Source organism: Peribacillus sp. FW305-BF15 (genome assembly GCF_058783805.1).
Map to the genome: position 1 here is coordinate 98,015 of NZ_JBYSYV010000012.1, position 21,807 is coordinate 119,821.

At 35.1% G+C, this 21,807-nt stretch carries 17 protein-coding genes and 1 pseudogene; 5 read left to right on the forward strand and 13 right to left on the reverse strand.

The genetic code is table 11. The features are described 5' to 3' along the window. The 4 genes from AC3WLU_RS14725 to AC3WLU_RS14740 form a co-directional block, all read right to left on the reverse strand. A complete protein-coding gene (locus AC3WLU_RS14725) occupies positions 1 to 561 on the reverse strand; it encodes an HPP family protein (protein ID WP_492597468.1) in 561 nt (186 codons plus the stop codon). A gap of 194 nt (positions 562 to 755) precedes the next feature. Continuing rightward, entirely contained in the window at positions 756 to 1,280 is a 525-nt protein-coding gene (locus tag AC3WLU_RS14730; RefSeq protein WP_239858253.1) for a GNAT family N-acetyltransferase, read from the reverse strand. A 143-nt stretch (positions 1,281 to 1,423) separates the two neighbouring features. Beyond that, positions 1,424 to 2,410 carry an NAD(P)-dependent alcohol dehydrogenase gene (locus tag AC3WLU_RS14735; RefSeq protein ID WP_492597469.1) on the reverse strand — a complete coding sequence of 329 codons (987 nt, stop codon included), beginning with the start codon at positions 2,408 to 2,410 and terminating at the stop codon, positions 1,424 to 1,426. A gap of 791 nt (positions 2,411 to 3,201) precedes the next feature. Continuing rightward, positions 3,202 to 3,540, reverse strand: coding sequence for a DUF1360 domain-containing protein (locus AC3WLU_RS14740; RefSeq protein ID WP_476109298.1), 339 nt, complete (start codon positions 3,538 to 3,540; stop codon positions 3,202 to 3,204). Between the two features lie 219 nt (positions 3,541 to 3,759). Here AC3WLU_RS14740 and AC3WLU_RS14745 point away from each other — a divergent pair, with 219 nt between their 5' ends. Continuing rightward, positions 3,760 to 4,878 carry a BMQ_0737 family morphogenetic spore coat protein gene (locus AC3WLU_RS14745; RefSeq protein ID WP_492597470.1) on the forward strand — a complete coding sequence of 373 codons (1,119 nt, stop codon included), beginning with the start codon at positions 3,760 to 3,762 and terminating at the stop codon, positions 4,876 to 4,878. A 314-nt stretch (positions 4,879 to 5,192) separates the two neighbouring features. After that, on the forward strand, positions 5,193 to 5,627 hold the full coding sequence (locus AC3WLU_RS14750) for a M67 family metallopeptidase (protein ID WP_492597471.1): 435 nt from the start codon (positions 5,193 to 5,195) through the stop codon (positions 5,625 to 5,627). A gap of 112 nt (positions 5,628 to 5,739) precedes the next feature. Here the strand turns inward: AC3WLU_RS14750 and AC3WLU_RS14755 are convergent, their stop codons facing one another. Both AC3WLU_RS14755 and AC3WLU_RS14760 read right to left on the reverse strand, forming a co-directional pair. Beyond that, positions 5,740 to 6,468, reverse strand: a complete 729-nt coding sequence (locus AC3WLU_RS14755; RefSeq protein ID WP_492597472.1) for a GT-D fold domain-containing protein — start codon at positions 6,466 to 6,468, stop codon at positions 5,740 to 5,742. Positions 6,469 to 6,511: 43 nt separating this feature from the next. Further along, positions 6,512 to 7,753, reverse strand: coding sequence for a hypothetical protein (locus tag AC3WLU_RS14760; protein ID WP_492597473.1), 1,242 nt, complete (start codon positions 7,751 to 7,753; stop codon positions 6,512 to 6,514). A 645-nt stretch (positions 7,754 to 8,398) separates the two neighbouring features. Between AC3WLU_RS14760 and AC3WLU_RS14765 the strand changes: the two genes are divergently transcribed. Beyond that, positions 8,399 to 13,066 carry a hypothetical protein gene (locus tag AC3WLU_RS14765; RefSeq protein ID WP_492597474.1) on the forward strand — a complete coding sequence of 1,556 codons (4,668 nt, stop codon included), beginning with the start codon at positions 8,399 to 8,401 and terminating at the stop codon, positions 13,064 to 13,066. A 173-nt stretch (positions 13,067 to 13,239) separates the two neighbouring features. Beyond that, positions 13,240 to 14,118 (forward strand): glycosyltransferase family 2 protein, encoded by an 879-nt coding sequence (locus tag AC3WLU_RS14770; RefSeq protein WP_492597475.1) that lies wholly within the window; start codon positions 13,240 to 13,242, stop codon positions 14,116 to 14,118. Positions 14,119 to 14,871: 753 nt separating this feature from the next. Here AC3WLU_RS14770 and AC3WLU_RS14775 read toward each other — a convergent pair. The 5 genes and pseudogenes from AC3WLU_RS14775 to AC3WLU_RS14795 form a co-directional block, all read right to left on the reverse strand. Further along, positions 14,872 to 15,444 (reverse strand): annotated as a pseudogene (locus AC3WLU_RS14775) (hypothetical protein). Positions 15,445 to 15,456: 12 nt separating this feature from the next. Next, positions 15,457 to 16,047: a hypothetical protein gene (locus AC3WLU_RS14780; protein WP_492597498.1), complete on the reverse strand. Its 591-nt coding sequence runs from the start codon at positions 16,045 to 16,047 to the stop codon at positions 15,457 to 15,459. A gap of 47 nt (positions 16,048 to 16,094) precedes the next feature. Further along, positions 16,095 to 16,709 carry an adenylyl-sulfate kinase gene (cysC, locus tag AC3WLU_RS14785; RefSeq protein ID WP_492597476.1) on the reverse strand — a complete coding sequence of 205 codons (615 nt, stop codon included), beginning with the start codon at positions 16,707 to 16,709 and terminating at the stop codon, positions 16,095 to 16,097. 23 nt (positions 16,710 to 16,732) lie between these two features. After that, positions 16,733 to 17,599, reverse strand: coding sequence for a sulfite exporter TauE/SafE family protein (locus tag AC3WLU_RS14790; RefSeq protein ID WP_063576057.1), 867 nt, complete (start codon positions 17,597 to 17,599; stop codon positions 16,733 to 16,735). A gap of 525 nt (positions 17,600 to 18,124) precedes the next feature. After that, positions 18,125 to 18,841 (reverse strand): glycosyltransferase family 2 protein, encoded by a 717-nt coding sequence (locus AC3WLU_RS14795; RefSeq protein ID WP_427524727.1) that lies wholly within the window; start codon positions 18,839 to 18,841, stop codon positions 18,125 to 18,127. A 308-nt stretch (positions 18,842 to 19,149) separates the two neighbouring features. On the opposite strand from AC3WLU_RS14795, the gene AC3WLU_RS14800 reads away from it, so the two are divergent. Continuing rightward, positions 19,150 to 20,235, forward strand: coding sequence for a glycosyltransferase family 4 protein (locus AC3WLU_RS14800; protein WP_492597477.1), 1,086 nt, complete (start codon positions 19,150 to 19,152; stop codon positions 20,233 to 20,235). Positions 20,236 to 20,293: 58 nt separating this feature from the next. Here AC3WLU_RS14800 and AC3WLU_RS14805 read toward each other — a convergent pair whose 3' ends face one another. After that, positions 20,294 to 20,755, reverse strand: a complete 462-nt coding sequence (locus AC3WLU_RS14805) for a hypothetical protein (RefSeq protein ID WP_492597499.1) — start codon at positions 20,753 to 20,755, stop codon at positions 20,294 to 20,296. Positions 20,756 to 21,059: 304 nt separating this feature from the next. Continuing rightward, positions 21,060 to 21,770 carry a glycosyltransferase gene (locus AC3WLU_RS14810; RefSeq protein WP_492597478.1) on the reverse strand — a complete coding sequence of 237 codons (711 nt, stop codon included), beginning with the start codon at positions 21,768 to 21,770 and terminating at the stop codon, positions 21,060 to 21,062. Positions 21,771 to 21,807: the final 37 nt, after the last annotated feature.

Consider the following 21,807-nt stretch of genomic DNA (forward strand, 5'->3'; position numbering starts at 1 on the left):
TCATAACCAGTGTTTTGGATATTGTCTTGTTTGAAATAAATTATTATAAATCATCGATATAAAAACTAATAATAAAGTGCCAATTACAATTGAAGTCAGGAATCCCCAACCAGCTTGAGAATTGATCGAAACAAGGGCACTAGCTGCTGCGGGCGGGTGAATAGTTTTTGTAAAAGTCATTATAATTAATACAATGGCCAATACGAGACCGATAATGAATAAGCTTTTACCAAAGATGCTCCAAATGATAAGAGCTATTGTTGTAGAGATAATATGTCCTCCAATAACATTACGGGGTTGTGACAAGAGACTTTTATGCGCACCAAAAACAATGACACAGCTCGCCCCAAGAGGAGCTAATGCCATCGGATACCCTAAATAGACAGCTATAAAACTAATAATGATTATAGCAATGAGCCCACCCATAGCTGAAACAAAGGAATCGATATAATCAATTCTATCCTTTTCCCTAGCTTCACCCTTCATTTTCTTTAAATATGCTGTTAGAGCTATGTTTTGTTGATTGCTCCAACTTTTTTCAACACCTTTTTCGAATTCCATAATTTCTATTTTCCTCACGTTTTCTAAGTAATCGACAAGTCGACAGGTTTTTTATATATTGTTATCTTACAGGAAAACAATGAATTTTTAAATATATATCTGAATATTCATTTATTGATTCCCGTAAAACAGTTATCATCCCCCACTTTTTTGTCTGTGAACCTTTCAATATTCATTGGCATACCATTAAGGATTTACAGTAAAAGAGAGTATAGATTAGTATCAAATGAAACATCATTTTGGTACATATAATTTCTTAATATCCCTTCCTTTTTGAAACCTAAATTAATCAACAATTTGTTGGATGCTTTATTTTCAATAAAAACAATTGCTCCAATACGCGTTAATTCAAGCTCTTTAAAACCATAAGAAATCACTTTACTGACAGCTTCTGTTGCATAACCGTTACCCCAATATTTTGGGAAAAGTGCATAGCTCAGTTCTGCTCTTTTATGTTCATGAGACCATTCTTGAAATCCAATCGTTCCAATAATGCCCTCCTTTCCTTTCCATTCAATTCCCCATTTAATTCCATGTTTTTCTTCGTAACTCTTTGAAAAATTCCTAATGATTTGCTTCACCTGATCTGTATTTGTTAATGGAGTTTGCCCATAATATCTTAATACATCTGGATTGGAAAAACATTTTAATAGATCTGCTGCATCACCTTCAACCAATTCTCTCAAGACCAACCGCTTTGTTTCTAAAATCGGAAACATTTTTCCACTCCCTTTGCTATAATTAGATCTATATCGTACCAGCGACGCACCTCAATAACACCCGTACCCAATACTTCCTAAACCGGCTGCCTTATAATTAAGAACACACTCTTATCTTTTTAAGGGCTTCGTTGTTTCACCCATCAGGATTCCCCATTATGTTCCATAGTTATTACGACATTTCCCTTCTTGTGTCCTTTCTCTACATACCTATGGGCTTGAACTAATTCTTCAACCGCATAACATCTGTCAATGATCACTTTTAACTTCCCTGCTTCAACAAGCTCCTTGAGGAAGTTTAGAGCTTCGGGAGTTTCTGATGAATTTTGACTCAATATCAGCTTCTTGCCGGTTGTCAATTTAGTCCATAGCATTCGAACACCTGGTACCGGTACTGTGACATTTAGATAGGTTCCGTCCTTCTTCAACGATTTCATACAAGCTGAAAACGGACTCTTGTTTACCGCTTCAAAGATAACATCATAGGTCCCACCACCTCTGGAAAAATCCTCTGAAGTGTAATCGATGACCTTATCGGCTCCAAGGGATTTTACCAATTCTACATTCGCGGTACTGCAAACCCCTGTAACTTTTGCTCCGAAATACTTGGCAATTTGTACTGCATAACTTCCTACACTCCCTGAAGCACCATAGACAAGAACCTTTTGACCACTCTGAACGTTAGCTTTTCTAAGATAAAACAATGCTGTACGTGCCCCGATTGGAATGGCTGCGGCTTCCTCAAAAGATATATTATTAGGTTTTATGGAAACGGGCCCGTCTTCACGCAAGCACTTATACTCGGCATAAGCACCATAGCCCACTTGGGAAGCTGCAAAAATCTGGTCACCTGCTTTAAACAGCTTGACATCTTTGCCCACTGACTCAACTTCTCCAGATAACTCCAAGCCCAATATGGTCTTCTTGGGACGTCTTAATCCCATAATAATCCGAGCTGGCAGCCAAACAGAGAGGGGAACTGTAAAGCTCCGTGACCGAATATCCCCCATTGTTACCGTTGCCGCTTTTACTTTTATCAGTATTTCATTCTCCTTAGGATCCGGTTTTTCTACCTCTTTCAAATGAAGAACGTCAGGGGGACCGTACTTGGTGTACACGATTGCTTTCATTAATCCTCCTCCATTTCGTTATATTCACTTAAAATCTACTAACCTTCAATAACTGTACTTGAACTATCCTGCTCCATTCGTTGAATAAAGAATACCGAATTGTCGAAATGGAAAATTGATAATTCCGGATACATACTCTCCAAAAGCTATCAACTTTTGAATAATCTCTTTAAACGCGTTCACATTAGCTTACTCGCCTTCATTTATCTTCATGCCTCTAATAAGAACTCAGCCACCTTAGGTCGAGTTAACTAAAAAGTCGCGATAAGTACCTCCCTGAGCATTTCCTGGCTTAATCCCATACATATTAATCTATCTTCATCTTTTGTATGGGGAGTTCTAACATTTTTTGCAGGAGAAACTGTGTTCTAAGAATATGGTTTTATTCCTATTTTCAGCGGATCGAACTGGCTAAAGATTTCTTCGGCATCATATGCCTAATAATCGGCTCACCCCCATAATCTCGACTTACATGTATTTAATGAAGTTTTACTCCAATTTATATTTATATTTCCATTTCAATTCCTATTATTATAAGAAAAAATCCATTCGTACCGAATGGATTTTAATCAATCGCTTGCTCCCTGATGCTTAAAATTAAAATGTAATGGCCCTCGTACTTGCTATCAATCTACAACAGTTTTGGATAGATTTTGATCTAAAACCCAAGAATATATAAGCCTCTCTGTCCATTAAGCATTTATATGATGTTCAGCATATACTATTAGTCTGAATATCGATACATAAAGTTCATTATGCTTTTAATTGTCTTACCCTAAACGATTATACTTTCATGATTTAGATTCAATAAAAGCAGCAGCTCCCGCAACAGCAAAGACCAATAGGAGTGGAAAAGCGGCAGGTAAATAATAATAAATAAGTACAGTAATGACGGAACACCAAAACCCTACACACCAATAACAACTTAAAAGCGAACCAATGAAATAACGAAGTCCCGATCCTTTTATTTCAATGATTTCCTCCAGTTGTCCAGAGGCATTTTCTTGGATGGTGGCAGTCAAGAACGGTTTTCTGATGAATGAAGTAATTTCGTCAAATACAATTAAATGTGTTAACCGGAAGGTAGCCAATATTAAAATAAAAAAATCAAGCCATTCAATAGCCAACACCTATTCACCTCCTAATCGTTCTTTTTCTATTTTATGAGATGAATTTTGATAATATAAATATACATTTATAAATTCATGATAATTTATTAGCCCATTTTCTAAGAAAAATGTACCCATAAAAAGATATCCCCATAGTATGTTAATGTGTTCAAAACCTGATACTGAAGGGAAAGATGTTTGATGAAAAAAAGGAACGTCAAATCTATTCAGGGCCGACAAGTGGTACCGAACCCCATCGGACCTGAATGTATTCGTGTTACAAAAGTATATGACTGGGTTGTTCTAACAAATCGTGATCGCAATAAAGTTCAAATACCTGAGGAATGTTTTGCAGCAATTGAAGATGCACGTCATGAAGGTAACACTATAACAGCTACTTGTTCGGAAGTAGCTGGTACACGAAGCTGTGATTTTATCGGAGCCACTCCAGCTAACATTCCTAGTGTCCCGGGTGCCCAAATTGTTTCCCTTGCCTTCCATGTCCATATACGCGTTATATTCTTTTGCAATGGAGCACCACTGCCAGGGTGTAATTTCGTAGTACCTGTTAGTTTCATGGATGAAGTAATCCTATGTTTCCCAGAGGGAACAGAAATCAACTGTAATATTTTCGATGTTCAATGTACAGTTGTTTTAAATCAAATGCTTGGTGATATGGTTGTACTTGATGTGACCATGTGTAAAGATGTTCAAGTTGAGGCTGAGGTTAAGCTAGAAGTCGAGGCTAAGTTCTGTGGACCGCGTCCAGTTATTCCAATTGAAGAAGAAGGCTTCGTGTGCCCAACACCACGATTCCCTCAACAATGCCCAACCTTCTTCCCGACATTGAACTGCGACTGCCAAGGTTCAGCAGAATTCGATGGAGTAGCATCCATCATTGTATTGGAAGACGGTCTAGGTGGTCCAACAACAGGAAACTTAGATTTTACTGCCCTGGTTTGTGACCAATGTAACCTTGCCGGTAGCAGGATTCAAGTTACCTTCATCGATACATTAGGACCTACGCCTACTCCTACTCCAACAGGAACCCCAGGTGCTGATATTGAACAAAGCTTCACGTTTACAGCCAATGACTTTGCTCAGCCTACATGTATTACAGATCCTGTTACTGGATTAGTAACTGGGCTTACTGCAACTGGTACCGGTGTTATAACACCAGCCGGAGGCGTACCGGAAAATGCGACATTCACACTAACTCTAACTGATGCTGATCCTTTAGCAGATGCTGCTACACTTTTAATAACTGGTGCAACTACAAACGTCACTATCGCTCTGACAGAAGGAGCTAACTCTGGATTAGAGGTTGAAGTAGGAGATTGCGATCGTTTCCCTGTATAATACTAAAAACCCGAGGGATATTAATCTCTCGGTTTTTTTTGTAAAGTAAGTCTAATTCCATCATTTACTTCAACACTTAATAAATGTATCCCCCATTTTAGGCCACCCATTTATTAATTATTAGGTTACATATAGATTCATGTTTTCATATTTATAGAGCATACCTATAAAAGGAGAGAAAAAAATGGCATCTGATAAGCTAAGACGTAAAGTAAGAAGAAAATTAGGAATGCCTAACCCGCAGCCCGCTCAACAACATCAACAATTCACTCCCTCAGCCCTCCAGGTTCGGCCAGTACGGGCAAAAGGTTGTTGTGGAAAAAACAAATGATCAAGGTGTAATATCCGGTACTTTTCACATGACCAATCATGTTAGGCAAAAATTGATTTCTCATTGTAAACGAGAACTTCCTTATGAAGCCTGTGGACTGCTTTCAGGGGGAAATGGGATTGCAGAAACAATTTGGCCAATGGAAAATGTAAATAGGAGCTCCTTTTCCTTCTCGATGGATTTAGATCAAATTCGTCATGTATTTGAACTTATCGATAGGAGGAACGAAGATTTTATCGGTATCTACCATTCCCACCCAACAGATAGTGCTTATCCGTCAGAAGGAGATATTACTTTAAATAACTACCCTGAGGTAGGTCACCTTATTATTTCGTTTGCAAACTCGACCCCTGATTTAAAATGTTTCCAACTAACAGGAAAAAAAGTCTTTCCGATACAATTAAAATTCGTAAACTGAATTTAGTGAATAAGATACTCGCACCTCTTCCTTTATGAATTCAAGGTTGAATTTGCGAGTATTATTTTTTCTTTATTTCCCTACAATGTTAAATTAATTTTTGTTTTCCAATTTAGGAAAACTGATCATTCCACTTTTTTACTAAGTCGGAAAGTTTATATTCTTCTCCATCAAGAATCATATCAAGGGCATGCCCGAAATCAATGGCAACCTTCTGGGTCAATTTTGCAATTCTTGGAGCTAAAATGGTTGCCGGGATCCCAGCGGAAATTAATGCTATTTCCCACTCCTGATTAGACTGGAGCTCATTTTGTACTCTAATTAACTCGTCATACCCATCTAAACCTATACTGCCAGTAATTTGTATGCCTTGTTCTCTAAAAACGATTTCTGCTTCTTTTGAACGGCGTCCAACAAGAAATACCTTCTTATTACTCAGCCATGGCCATAATGTCCCCTCGTCCAAGAGGCTCTGCATGATCCAAGCACAACAAGCTTTCGTAGGCATGAACTTCAGTTGTTCAAGTACAGTTCGAGTTTGTTTTGCCCAAGGATCCAGCCGCCAAGGAGCTATCAAACCAGCAATATCGGCATCCCGCAATGACCGGACCAATTCCCTCCTGATTATCTCAGGTGCATGTGATACTCCCGCATAAGATTCATACCGTTTAAATTCCTGTACAAGTAATCCATTAGCTGGATAGCTTAAATAGCTTATTTCACCGATTCCAAAACGAGCAAGAGAAAAGCCTCTATTCTGTTTGATCGCTTGGTCCAATAATTTTATCACTTTCCTATTATCTAATAAGTATTTCTCAAAGTGATAATTTCCTTCAATCACCCCACTCCCACCCCCGGTTTCCTATGCCATTAAATCTATCACCTTATCGTTTCTTCGTTAATAATAAGGAAATTTGATTACTTGAACTGATTTCCAGATCTTGTTCTTTAAAAAATACAAAAGCCTCTACACGAATATTGCTGTTTTCTTCAGGTTGAAGGACGCTTATTTGTAAGTTAGTTAAAGATTCTGTTTGCCTAGGGTTTATATGTTTAGATTGAATTGGACATATCCAGGTTTCACCCTTCTCCATTTCTTCAAACCATTCCTCATTCATATATTGCCACCCTTTTGTTTCTTCATTTTTCATGACACCCAAAGTTTCGGCAACATTGGGCGGCAATATTTGCCCAGATATTTTTATACTTTCTGAAGGGCTGGAACGCAGACAGATAACTGGATTCCGCAAAACCTCCGTACCTATATTTTTAATATGAAGATTTCCAATAAGCTTGATTTTGTTACGTTCTTCAAGTTCTTCAATAAAAATATGATAATCTAAAAACACTTCTGCTTCTTTTCTTTTAGTAATAGTTGGTTTCTTTAATAAAAACTTTTTCTTTTCTGGTAAACTTTTTTCTTTTTGCATGGCAGGCTCTAAATTTATCCCAGTTTTTTCAGAATGAATAAACATGTTTGAGAAAATTTCAATTGGAACTAATGACAAAACAGATAATGGTGAGCTTTCGTGAAATCTAGCCAATATTCCTATAGTTATGGACATCGCATATTTCTCACCAAGTTTCCCCCAAAAATCTTCATCCGTAAAAACAGGATACATAATCTGTATATTAATAAAAGGGTTATTTGCGTTTCTGACTACCTCATTAGATTTAAATTTTGTTCCAGTCCTTTTACATTCATATTGAAAAATATCCAATAACTTTTTATTAGCAGATTTCGAATTATGAACTAATTCAAGAATGGGCTCTTTTATTCCTGGAATTTCAAAGAGTGAAAAGTATACATGAAAATCAGCCCTTTCTGATTCATTCTTTTCATCCATAATAATCACCTTTGCCCCGCATGCAGATAGGAATGTTTGAATATACTCCAACACCTTCCTTTCTAGAAAGTGCTTTCTAAAGGTGTTATATTTAACATCATAGTCGGATGAAATGACAATCCTTTTACCATGCAATGCAGAACATAATTGTACTTTCTGATTTTCAGTATCTGGCTGCACTTCAAAACCCAATTCCCTAAAAAGATAAGTAAATGCCGGGAGAGACTCATAGGGGATGGTTCCTGCCCCCTTATCTCCCACTTCTACTTTAATGTCCATTTATGTATCCCCCTTTTTGTTAATCCTGGTAGCAGCTTTACTATTTAATAGGATTAATTAATACCGTACGGCTCTTTTCCCACAACCCTTATATCACCCAATATTTATAATATGTAAGAGGAATGAAGAAATGATAAAGAATACACTCGGCAAACTCTAATTCCTTGTGTAAGTTTGTGTATACCATATTAAAAGGAAATGTAGTGCCTCCATCCATGTAAATGAATTTTATGAGGGGAATCAAAAGGTGATAAATATAATCACCTTTTTGAAATACGGTACATATAACTATTATGGAATCATTTATAAAGGGATCAATATTTGATTAAAACCAGTCACATGAATATTGAAAAATTGAAATCAAAGATTTTTCGGTCAAGATGATCATTTTATGAGGAGGAATTTTCTTTTGTTTACCATTACCCCTACAATGATTTGGATGTCGCAGTGTTCCTAATCATGAAGCAACACCAACACTCTGACGAACGGTACTCCACACCCATAAAAATCTTGATAAACATCTCCGCATAGGAACTTCTTGGTCATTTACAGTCGCTCAATCTCAACCTGTCTAATTGATTCCTTATTAGTAATGGCTGGAGATTGCGCCTGTTCACACGTGATCAAAAATAAGGAGTGGTTATTTTGTACACAGATGATGAAAAAGCCAATGAAATTCAAAAAAGCAAATTGAATAAAATAACTCCAGTTCAACTTCAGCAAATGATCATTCATCTTAGATCTGAACTTTCCCTATACAAATCAAAAGTTAATGAATACGAAGTCGATTATAGTAAAAAGAAAATAAGAAAACTAATAAAACACAATGAAGAAATGGTAAATGAACAAAGAACATATCAAGAACTAATCAATCGGAAGGAACATGAAAGAAAGAGTGCAGAAACCAAAGTTCAGAAATTGGAAGAAGAAATTAAGAAATATAAGGCTGAACTACAGTACTTTAAAGAAACCAAAATAAACGACGAAAAGAAAAATAACGACATAAAAACTCTTGAAGATAAGAATAAATTATTACAAAGTGAAATTGCTTCTCTTCAAAAGAAAGTTAAAGATTATGAGTCTGCTCAAAAACATTATGTTAAAAATGAGGAAAATAAAAGCCACGATGGTTTTCAAAAAATGGCGGATGGGCTTACAGAGGTGAAATCCCTTCTTGCTCCAGTCAATAAAAAAATAACTAACTTAGATGTACAAAGCATAAATTTAGAGATTGAGAAATTAGTTGAGAAAGTTATGTTTTATTTTCACGAGCAAAATATTTTCAAAAATGAAATTCAAGAGTTAAGAGGAACCATTCAATCTCTCAACGAAAAAGAAATGAATTATAAAAATGAAATGAATCAGCTTACTAAAACCATTGATCTTTTATACGATCAAGAAAAGCAATATAAAGTGGAGATGAATCATTTAGAAAAAGCACTTTCAGATAAGGAAGAGCATCATAAAAAAGATATAAAAAAATATAAGAAAGAAATTGATCATTACATTTCAAAGATTAGCCACCTATCCGAACAGGAAAGTCAATTTAAGGTGGACATTGCTAATTTAGAACAGATGATTTCCGATCTAAAGGAAAAAGAGTCCTACCATCAACAAGAAATCCATCAGTTAAATCAAACCATTAGCGATGCTTCCCAACAAGAAATTAAATATAAAACGGAGATTGAAAATTTAGAGAAATCGATGATTGAACTTACTGAAAAGGAAGCGCAGCTGAAACAAGTTATCGAAAACTTTAAACTTGAAATTGAAAATTATACCCAAATGATTGGCCATCTATCCGAACAGGAAAGTCAATTTAAGGTGGACATTGCTAATTTAGAACAGCTGATTTCCGATCTAAAGGAAAAAGAGTCCTACCATCAACAAGAAATCCATCAGTTAAATCAAACGATTAGAGATGCTTCCCAACAAGAAATTAAATATAAAACAGAGATTGAAAATTTAGAGAAATCGATGATTGAACTTACTGAAAAGGAAGCGCAGCAGAAACAAGTTATCGAAAACTTTAAACTTGAAATTGAAAATTATACCCAAATGATTGGCCATCTATCCGAACAGGAAAGTCAATTTAAGGTGGACATTGCTAATTTAGAACAGCTGATTTCCGATCTAAAGGAAAAAGAGTCCTACCATCAACAAGAAATCCATCAGTTAAATCAAACGATTAGCGATGCTTCCCAACAAGAAATTAAATATAAAACAGAGATTGAAAATTTAGAGAAATCGATGATTGAGCTTACTGAAAAGGAAGCGCAGCAGAAACAAGATATCGAAAACTTTAAAATTAAAATTGAAAATTATACGCAAACAATCGACCGCCTATCCGAACAGGAAAGTCAATATAAAGTGAATATTGAGAAATTGGAACAGCTGATTTCCGAACTAAAGGAAAAAGAAAACGACCATCAACAAGAAATCGCGCAGTTGAATGAAACGATTAGCGTTGTAACCCAACAAGAAAATAAATATAAAGCGGAGATTGATAATTTAGAGACATCCATGATCGAACTTTCCGAAAAGGAAGAGCAGCAGAAACAAGTTATCGAAAACTTTAAACATGAAAATGAAAATTATACTCAAATGATCGATCAACTATCGGAGCAGCAAAATAAATATAAGGTGGACATTGCTAATTTAGAACAGCTGATTTCCGATCTAAAGGAAAAAGAGTCCTACCATCAACAAGAAATCCATCAGTTAAATCAAACGATTAGCGATGCTTCCCAACAAAAAAATAAATATAAAGCGGAGATTGAAAATTTAGAGACATCCATGATCGAACTTTCTGAAAAGGAAAATCATCATATACAAGTTATCGAAAACTTTAAACATGACATTGAAAATTATACGCAAACGATCGACCGCCTATCCGAACAGGAAAGTCAATATAAAGTGAATATCGAGAAATTGGAACAGCTGATTTCCGAACTAAAGGAAAAAGAAAACGACCATCAACAAGAAATCGATCAGTTAAAGGAAACGATTAGCATTGTAACCCAACAAGAAAATAAATATAAAGCCGAAATTGAAAATTTAGAGAAATCTATGTTCGAACTTTCCAAAAAGGAAGAGCAGCAGACACAAGTTATTGAAAACTTTAAACGTGAAAATGAAAATTATACTCAAATGATCGATCAACTATCGGAACAGCAAAATATATATAAGGTGGACATTACAAATTTAGAACAGATGATTTCCGATTTAAAGGATAAGGAGTACTACCATCAACAAGAAATCGATCAGTTAAATCAATCGATTAGCGTTGTCCCCCAACAAGATAATAAATATAAAGCGGAGATTGAAAGCTTAGAAAAAGCCATGATCGAACTTTCCGAAAAGGAAAATCATCATCTTCAAGTTATCGAAAACTTTAAACAGGAAATGGAAAAATATAATCAAACGATCGACCACCTATCCGAACAGGAAAGTCATTACAAAGTGAACATTGAGAATTTGGAACAGATGATTTCCGACCTAAAAGAAAAAGAGAACTACCATCAACAAGAAATCGATCAGTTAAATCAAACGATTGCTCTTGTTTCGGAGCAAGAAAATAAATATAAAGTGGAGATTGAACGTTTAGAAAAAGCCATGATCGAACTTTCCGAAAAAGAAGAAAAACAGACACAAGTTATCGACAACCTTAAACATGAAATTGGAAATTATTCCCAAATGATCGGCCAACTATCGGAACAGGAAAGTCAATATAAGGTGGATATTGCGAATTTAGAACAGATGATTATAGATTTAAAGGAAAAAGAGAACTATCATCAACAAGAAATCGATCAGTTAAATCAAACGATTAGCGTTGTATCCCAACAAGAAAATAAATATAAAGTGGAGATTGAAAGATTAGAAAAAGCCATGATTGAACTTTCCGAAAAGGAAAATCATCATATACAAGTTATCGACAACTTTAAACATGAAATTAAAAATTATACTCAAACGATCGACCTCCTATCCAAACAGGAAAATAAATATAAAGCCGAGATTGATAACCTAGGGCAAATGATTATTGATTTTAAGGAAAATGAAGATAACCATCAACAAGAAATCGAACAGTTAAATCAATCGATTGCTCTTTTTTCTGGGCAAGAAAATAAGTATAAAGCGGAAATTGATAACCTGGAGCAAATGCTTATTAAATTTAAGAAAAATGAAGATAACCATCAACAAGAAATCGAGCAGTTAAATCAAACGATTGCTCTAGTTTCGGAGCAAGAAAATAAATATAAAGCCGAGATTGATAATTTAGAACAGACGATTATGAATTTAAAGGAAAATGAAAATCAACATCAAATAGAAATCGATGAGTTAAATCAATCGATTGCTCTTGTTTCGGAGCAAGAAAATAAATATAAAACCGAGATTGATAATTTAGAACAGACGATTATCAATCTAAAGGAAAATGAAAATCATCGTCAACAGGAAATCGATCAGTTAAATCAAACGATCGCTTTTGTTTCGGAGCAAGAAAATAAATATAAAGCCGAAATTGAAAACCTAGAGCAAATGATAATAAATTTTAAGGAAAATGAAAATCAACATCAACAAGAAATCGATCATTTGAATCAAACGATTGCTCTTGTTTCTAAGCAGGAAATTAAATATAAAACGGAGATTGATAATTTAGAAAAGACGATTATCAATTTAAAGGAAAATGAAAGCCAACATCAACAGGAAATTAAGAACTTAACCAGTTCCATAATAGATTTAAAAGATAAAGAAATTAATTATTTACAAAAAATAGAAAATATAAACAAAACGGTAAATGATCAAAAAGCAAAAGAAATACATGATAAAGATGAACGAACAAAATATATTAAACAACGAGAAAAAAATCATTTGCAAGCAACAGGAAAAATGGAAAGACCTTTTAATAATAATGGAATACAACAGCAAGTTGGAAATACTCGTGTTAATATGGGAAATTTCTATTCGCCTAATAGCAAAGAAGTAATTAATCAACCAAGTGCGTTTCGATTCTCGAATGAAACAAACCAACAAAAAAATACAACCCAAAAATTTAATATGCAAACATCAAATTGTCAAATATCCTCTCCCCTAAATAAACCGAGTTACACGGAATTTGATCAAACTCAACAAAATTATAATTCCGGGATCATGTCATCCTATCAAAAAAAGGATTACCCAGAAACTAAATTTAACAAAACTAATACAGATTCATTTTCATTAGATATGTTTTATAAAAATCATCCTTTATATAATTTACATTCCGGAGCGCAAAAAACAGCGATAGATCCTTTTAAGAATTTTAGGAGGCATTAATAATAATAACCATTATTTTGAGTATATGTACCCTCACTTTAACTCATTGAACTACAAACCTTAAAATCAATTTCAACCGAAGATCAAGGATTGTGATAATCCCCCTCTTAACATCAATTTCACAGTCCTTGATGTTTTCATAATAATTCGTTACAAAAGGAGAGAAAAATGAAGTGAAAACCCATCCTTTAATTTCAATAATTTTCCCAGCCAAAAATGAAGGGGAAAATGTGAAAAACACTCTCGATTCATTATTTTCAGTTAATACAGATTATTCCTTCGAAGTGATTATTATAAACGATGGATCATCAGATGATTGCTGTGATTTTCTTACTACCTATAATTACGCAAACCAGGTTAAGCTCTTTGAAACAGATGGCATTGGAGCTGCCAGTGCACGAAATTTAGGAGCAGCAAAAGCTTCTGGAGAATTCCTGATTTTTTGCGACGCCCATTTACAGTTTGAAGATTTATGGATCGATCATATTGTAGAACCCCTGCTTACAGGAAAATCTGATGCAGTAACCCCAGCAATCGCTTCGTTTGGCAATTCCGATTTCATTGGCTATGGTCAGACCTTAAAGTCAAACCTCAGAATTAAATGGAACGCTAAACAAAATGGCCTCTTTGAAACTGCCGTATTACCCGGAGGATGTTTTATTATCTCAAAAAAAGTGTTTGAAGATGTCGGCGGATTTGAAACGGGATTTAAAACTTGGGGACATGAAGATGTTGAGCTTTCTATTAAGCTATGGCTGTTTGGATTTCGCTGCCACGCCCTGCCTAATGTTAAAATAATCCACTTGTTTAGAAAAGCTCACCCTTATGAAGTTAGCTATGATGAAGTTTATTATAATTTATTAAGGATGGCCTACTCTCATTTTAATACTCACCGCATCCAGAAGTGCAAAAAACTCATGATATATGTAAAAGCAAACCCGATTGAATCCCAAGTACTCCTTGATGGAGTTAAAAAGCAGCGACGGGCTTACTTTCAAAAACGAAAATATGATGATGATTGGTACTTTGCCAAATTCAAAATAGATTTCTAGATTTTACTGATCACCCTTTCGAGTCATGTCGTTTTATTTATTTCTTTATAAATTAATAAAATGATGAAAGGTGAGAATGTAAATGACAGAGCTATTTACTAATATTTATAAGAAAAACAGGTGGAGAAATTCTGAGTCCGTATCTAGATCAGGTTCACCACTTACTCAAACCAAAGCACTCATTCAGGAATTACCAAGCATAATAAAACAACTTCAGATAAAAAAATGATAGATGCACCATGTGGTGATTTTAATTGGATAAAGGAAATATACAAATATTGGGATTGATATCGTCGATGAGATAATTAAAAGAAATAAAAAAAACCTCGATTAAACAATGTACAGTTTTTTTATATGGGACATTACAAAAGATCGTCAACTACAATCTCGACTCTAAAAAATCACTAGCTTTATGGGATTAGGATATCATCAATTTTTAAAATATATATCTACTTCCACTTGCGCATGATATTATCCCCTTATTTAGACTGTGTAAAAAGTCCAGAACGAAAATGGATGTTATACTACTATTGGATGGATCTTATGCCAAAAAGGGGATACATATCAATTTTCCAAGAAATTAAAGGTACAGGTTGTACAAATTTATTTGTATAATGAGGGTAACCAATGGATTGGTGCGGAAATAGTAAAATACAGACGGCTTTTCAGACTTGCTGGATAAAGCACTGTACCAAACAAAGGCTTAATCCCTCCTCGTATGATACTCGATAGGATAGTAGTTGTGCCTTTTGGTTAGCCTTCCCCTTTTTGCTTCATGCCCTTAATAAGTACTTCTGCCACCTCTGGGCGAGAAAATTCCGGTGGTGGAGTAATACCCTCATGCAGCATTTCCCGTACTTTCGTTCCACTTAAAATGAACCTATCGTCAGCAGAATGAGGGCATGTCTTCAACGAAGCCATATTCAAAGATTTTCCACAGTAAAAGCTATGTTCAAAAAAACAATGGTTTAATACCTATTTCTTTAGGTTCAAACTGGCTGAAAATTTCTTGCGCATCATACGTTCCATAATATTTTCCTACCCAGCATGATCACGGCCGACAATAAAGTGTGTACAACCATAATTCTTTCGAACAAGCGCATGAAAGACCGCTTCCCTTGGACCTGCATAACGCATAGCGGCTGTGTAAATTGCAAGACGGACCCGGTCCAATGGATAGTAATATTTTAATAAAATTTGATTGCTTTCCATCCGGACATCAGCTGGTATATCATCCTTTTTCGTTTCACCTACTAGTGGATTCAACAGAAGTCCATCAACCGTTTCTAATGCCGTTTTTTGCAAGTATTCATGTGCCCGATGCACTGGATTAATAGTTTAAAAACCGACCACAGTACTCCAACCTAAGGCGTTGAACATTTTTCTAGTTTCGTTTGGACTCATATAAAATTCTTCAAACGGTTTATGTGAGGGCCTATTCACTAAAAAAATGGACCCAGCAATATAGATTTCCCCTTGCTCAAATAGTTTTTTCACCCCAGGATGATTATCGTCCATTGTTTTATAAACTAGTTTAGCTTCCTCCATTTTATCGTATTCAAACATTTCTTCTACCTGAATGACCCCGCACAGCTCTCCCTCATCACTATATAGAGCCACTTCATCCCCCACATTAATACTTTCGCCTCTTCCTTTGTTACAGGAAGAGTAACCGGAAGCGTCCATAGTAATCCGTTTGCCAGATGCACTATATTTTAATACGCTCTGGTAATCTTTTTCCCCCATAAATCCAATAAGCGGACTAAACCCATTTGAAATCATTTCCATATCCGAAATAATCCATTTTGAGATAGTAAGGGGCGAAAGGGATTTGCACTTTTCCAAATATTCTTCTCGATCAATTCCTGCTAATTCACGATTAATCAACTTGCCTCCATGTGGTTCAATGATGGTTCTTTGAACATTTATATATTACACCTCGATCATTTGTACGTTCCATTGTCACCTTTTCAGGCTTAAATATTGCCATCGCCTAAGTGATCATTAACTTTTAAGAAGTTCATGATCTGCCGCGCACATTCTTCAATAGAATATTGACTTGTTTCAATAATGATTTCAGGGATTACCGGTTCTTCATAAGGGGCTGAAATCCCTGTGAATTGTGTAATTTCCCCAATTCTAGCTTTCTTATATAGCCCTTTGGGATCTCGTTTCTCACAGGCTTCTAAAGGACATTTGACATATATCTCAAGAAATTCACCCTGTTTCACCTTTTTTCTGACAGCTTCCCGGTCACTAATATAAGGAGAAATAAACGTGGCTAATACCACAATACCGCTATCCACAAAAATTTTGGCAACTTCTCCGATTCGGCGTATATTTTCCTTGCGATCTTCAGAACTAAAACCAAGATCTTCATTTAATCCATTCCGTAAATTATCTCCATCCAATATATATGTCGAGATCCCCTTCTCATGGAGTTTTCCTTCGACCATATTCGCTATGGTTGACTTCCCTGAACCTGATAAACCTGTAAACCAAAGAATCAAGCTTTTATGTCCATGTAAAGCTTGCCTATGTTCTTTCGTAATAGAAAATGAATGATGATGGATGTGCTCATCTTGACCCATAGAATCTCCCCTTTATTCTTAAGTTATGGAACAGGATTTTTGTTATTTCGGATGACATGGACTAAAGAAATTATCCAGCCAATTAATATGAGCATATAAATAACGAGAGACCAATGATCAAGAAACGTCCAAGTGTTAATCAACGTACGTGCATTGGTTAAAATAATAAATCCCCCTACAAGGACACCCAATAAATAAGATGGCAATTTTGTAACGATCCAGGCAGCGATGGGTGCTGCTATTATTCCCCCTGCCATAAGTGCAATGACCCAAAACCAGTTCACATCCTGCCAGCCTAATGCAATAAGAAACCCTAACGTGGCAGAAACAGCAATAGCAAATTCACTCGTATCGACCGTACCCACCACTTTTCTAGCAGGAACACCTTTTTGGGATAAAAGGACTGGAGTTGTAATCGGGCCCCATCCTCCCCCACCGGTTGCATCTGCAAATCCGGCTATTAACCCCAAAACGATTGATTTTTTTCTTGATATATTAATTGATTTCATTTCAGTTCTTGTGTTGGATATAATTAAAAAACGAAAAAGTACATATACGCCAAGGATTAACAAAAAAATCGAAATATAAGGTTTTACTGCATTTCCTGGTAAATTACTCAAAAAACACGCTCCTGCAAATGCCCCGATTGAACCAGGAATGATTAATTTTAAAAGCGCTTGACGATCAACGTTCCCGAATTTCATATGGGAAATACCAGAAGCAGCAGTAGTCACTACCTCGGACAGATGTACGGATGCTGAAGCAACAGCAGGGGCAATTCCAAATGTCAACAACAGGGATGTTGAAGTAACCCCATATGCCATACCTAAGGATCCATCAATTAATTGAGCCAAAAAACCAATAAACGCGAATATGATGAGCTTTTTCATGTTTTCCTCCTACAAAACGATTCCTTTTTTAAATACATAATTCTTTTATCTTAAAGGTGCTTTGTCGCATTGTAGACAATCCTAAACACATTGCAAAATACATTTTTGGGAGGTATCTTTTTATTTTTGTTTAACATATCAACATAAAACTGATGCTCGTCTTAAATTTGATTTAAGTAATACTTTACAAAAAATATTGATTTTTCAATATTTAAAAGTCATGTTCAAAAAAATCAACAACCACATATCGGAAATGCAAGAGATTGATTTCTATATGCTATGCAAAAAAACCCTTACTTGCTATAGACTTATACATTTAGTCAAAAAATTCACATAACCGATTCCCATAGAATTGATGGCCAACCATTCCTGGATTCATCGGCTTAAACAAGACTTAATTTCCTAACCTGATAGTAAAAAAAATAATTAAATTTCTTCGATTAAAAAAGAAAAAAAGCCCTTGTTTAAACACAAGGACTTCCGACTATAGCAAATCAAGGCTAGTGGCACATTCAATCTGAATAATTATTGTTTTCCAAGTTGTTTTAACATTAATTGTTTCATTTTAGCTCGGTGTCGATTAACAACGATAAAAGTTTCTTTTTTGATACTAACTGCATGCTTGTTCGAGCCCATTTGTGGATGAACCCTATAAAGTAATAAAGGCTGAGACAAAAACTTTATGTCGAATTTTTGTACGATCCTTAACCATAAATCATAATCGTGAGTATATGGAAGTGTTTCATCAAACACTCCAATTAGGTCAAATATCTTCCTATTCATCATTACAGTGCAGCCATTAATAATATTTCCCTTGCTCATTGCTTTAATCAAATCTAATTTATTAGGCAGATGTATACCTAAACTGGGAGTGATAACGTTCCCATTTTCATTTATACAATAATAAGAAGTATAACTAAATAACGCTCGATTTTTATTCATGAAGTCCAATTGAACTTCTGTTTTCTCAGGGTAAAAGATGTCATCTGAACTGAGCCAGCAAAAATAGTCGCCTGTCGCATTTTTGATGCCCATATTTAATGCGCTCGCTGTTCCACCGTTTCCCTTTTCGATGTATATAATTCTATCTAGATACGGAGTGATTTTATCTGAATATTTTGTAGAGCCATCATTCACAACGATAATTTCAATATTTTTATATGTTTGGTTCATCAAACTTTCCAATGCTTCATCAATGTAGGGGCAATTATAAAACGGAACAACAATAGATACTTTTGACATATGTGAACCGCCTTCCTAATAATCAGCTTTATATTTTCTATACAAATACTTTCTCACTGTGTATTTTCATTCTTATGTTTATTTCTATCTTATTAAGATATGTAATATTCCTTCATATGACATGAACCAGAATTAAAATGGCAAGTATAATCTGAATAACTTAGATATAATCGCTCGTCGAATCATATATATAATTCATGTGTTTAAATTTCTTTAAAAAGGATGAATCAATAGAACCTTGTTGCCTTAATATGATTCAACCTTATCCCATAGTCCTGATGCTTCATTTTGTTTGAGGAGGAGGAAGAATGAATATACTGTTTGTTTTTTACGTTCCAAGCGGTGGGGTGGAAACCTTAAACCGACAACGATTTTCCGCTCTGAAAAAATTCAATATCAATGCTCATTTTCTTTATTATGAAAACAAAAGAAAACAAAAACTTTTAAATAATCACATTGGACCAACATTTATATCGAACAATGATAGCGAAATCAAAAAAATTTTAGAGGATGGAAAATATAGCGCTGTCGTTGTCGTTTCAGATTTCCAAGCTTTAGCAAGATTTAGAGCCTTGGGTTATAAAGGAAAGATGATATTAGAAATTCAAGGATACGGTCCCAAACATGTAGCAAGAGGAGCGCTTTCAAATGCCATTCCACAGGTCAATGCCTATGCTGATGGATTTCTTAATCCAAAAACTCCACACATCATGCAATTATTAGATGAATTTTACCCTTCTGTTCCCAAATTCAGTTTCAATAATTGTTTTGATACAAGTCAGTTTTCATACCGATCATTACCTTTAGATGGCGTTAGGAAAATTGCATGGATCGGCAGAATTGAAGATAACAAAAATTGGAGGGAATTTCTTCAAATAGGGTATCAGCTAGTTCACAATTATTATCCAAATTTACAGTTACTTATGTTTGAAGATCCCACTTTAAGTGTCCCTAATGAAAGAGTGAAATTTAATAGATTAATTACACAATTAAATTTGAGCAAAAATCTTACCGTACACTCAAATGTCCCTAATTCCCAAATGGCCAATTATTATTCCCTAATCGGCGATTCAGGAGGCTTTTTATGCTCTACCTCAAAAGTGGAAGGAGCCCCATACGCACTGCTTGAAGCGATGAGTTGCAGGTGCCCTGTGCTGACGACGGATTCCGATGGGGTAAGGAGCTCAATCATTCATAATCGAACCGGAAAGTTTTACACTTTAGGAAATATCGATAATGCAGTCAGAGAGGCAAAAGAATTAATGAATAACAAGGCAATAAGGGAAAGTATCCGGTCAAATGCCCTTGAACACGTCAAAACTCATTTTAGTCCTGATTTGTATGCTCAAAATTTCATCAATATGCTGGAATCCCTGGGAGTAAACTCCAAGTAAAAAAAAACGCCGGAATTTTTTCATTCCGACGGTTTCTTATTGACTATCCAATCAGGAACTAATTTAAGGCACTCTGTTCCAATTTGAACTTTGCCCATTGCCGTTGTTCTTCTGCTGTAAGTGATTGAAGTTTTTCACAAAGTAGTTTTTTTGCATAATCATATAATTCAAAATCCAATGCGTTATATTTTCTGATCAAGTTTATTAGCTCCGATGGCACTTCTTCTTTGGCCAAGCGATTTTTAGTAATATTTTTTCTTGTATAATGAATATCATCCCAGTCATATTCCTTTTTTAGGCAAAAAAGTGTTTCATTGAACAACTCAGTGACTCCCACCACAGTAAATGTCTTTAAGTTTTCCTTGGCTTTTGTAATGTCAGGATTTTCAGGATCACCACATGCCAATTTTGTTTGATGATTTTGGGTTTCAGGATCTTTTAATACAAATTCCTCTAGGGTCATGTCCCTTTCTCTCTCATATCCTGTATTATAGTTTTGTAAAAAGTAATATAAGGATATGACATGGTCAACTGGATCACGAACATCGTAAAGTAATTAGAGGGTTTTGAAAAATGCTGATGTATTCCATAATTGTAATGTTCCGCTACAGCTTTTATTTTTCTCTTTTCCTCTACCCCTAATTGATCAACTTTTTTAATCTTGAATTCGTAAGAGTCATGATCGAATATTTCATTAGCTTTATATTGTTTTCTGAAGATTGCACTTAAGGTTGTTCCCCCTGTTTTTGGGACATAAAAATGTCCAGATGATCTTCAGACATAAATGATTTCCTCCATTCTTTATATCAAAATAAAGGCTGCTCTTATAATTTTTCCATATTTTTCATAAGAAGTGGTCGATAATGGCTCTCAATAGTAACCATATCTTCTTGCATTTCCAATTGGAATTTTCTTGTGCCCGATTCTTCATGCAGTCTGAATTTCGTTAAGGCTTCATCTAAATAATATATCTTATAGCCGTTTACTAATAACCTAAGCCACATTTCATAATCATGTGTATATCGATGATAAGGATTAAAGTAACCAACTTTATCAAAAACGGCTTTCTTTATAATAACAGTACAACCATTTATTGCATTATAAAGTAAAAAAGTATGATACACTTCATTTATGTCTTTAAAGCGTTTTCCATGCCAAGTAAATAACAATTGGTCTTCGTTACCAATGCAATCATAATTTGTAAAGCTTGCTTCTGCTTGATGGCTAATCATAAAAGACACTTGTTTAGAAATTTTTTCAGGTAGAAAATAATCATCCGAACTTAACCAAGCGATATATTCTCCCGTAGCTGCTCGTATCCCATGATTCAATGCTGTAGCTGTTCCTCCGTTCTCTTTTTTTAAGTAACGGATCTTTTCCAAGAACGGCTGGATTTTCTCTGTAAAAATTGTCGAACCGTCATCTACAACTATGACCTCTATATTCTTATAGTTTTGATCAAGCGCACTTTGAATGGCCTGATCTATATATGAACAATTATAAAATGGAATAATTATTGATACTTTCGGCTCCATTGCCTATCCTCCTTAAAAACATTTTAATAAAGTATTT

What these genes read in the sequence shown, in the direction of transcription:
- AC3WLU_RS14725 (WP_492597468.1), bottom strand. Translation starts at nt 561, where the DNA reads ATGGAATTCGAAAAAGGTGTTGAAAAAAGTTGGAGCAATCAACAAAAC.
- AC3WLU_RS14730 (WP_239858253.1), bottom strand. Translation starts at nt 1,280, where the DNA reads ATGTTTCCGATTTTAGAAACAAAGCGGTTGGTCTTGAGAGAATTGGTT.
- AC3WLU_RS14735 (WP_492597469.1), bottom strand. Translation starts at nt 2,410, where the DNA reads ATGAAAGCAATCGTGTACACCAAGTACGGTCCCCCTGACGTTCTTCAT.
- AC3WLU_RS14760 (WP_492597473.1), bottom strand. Translation starts at nt 7,753, where the DNA reads ATGGACATTAAAGTAGAAGTGGGAGATAAGGGGGCAGGAACCATCCCC.
- cysC (WP_492597476.1), bottom strand. Translation starts at nt 16,709, where the DNA reads ATGGGTCAAGATGAGCACATCCATCATCATTCATTTTCTATTACGAAA.
- AC3WLU_RS14790 (WP_063576057.1), bottom strand. Translation starts at nt 17,599, where the DNA reads ATGAAAAAGCTCATCATATTCGCGTTTATTGGTTTTTTGGCTCAATTA.
- AC3WLU_RS14795 (WP_427524727.1), bottom strand. Translation starts at nt 18,841, where the DNA reads ATGTCAAAAGTATCTATTGTTGTTCCGTTTTATAATTGCCCCTACATT.
- AC3WLU_RS14800 (WP_492597477.1), top strand. Translation starts at nt 19,150, where the DNA reads ATGAATATACTGTTTGTTTTTTACGTTCCAAGCGGTGGGGTGGAAACC.
- AC3WLU_RS14810 (WP_492597478.1), bottom strand. Translation starts at nt 21,770, where the DNA reads ATGGAGCCGAAAGTATCAATAATTATTCCATTTTATAATTGTTCATAT.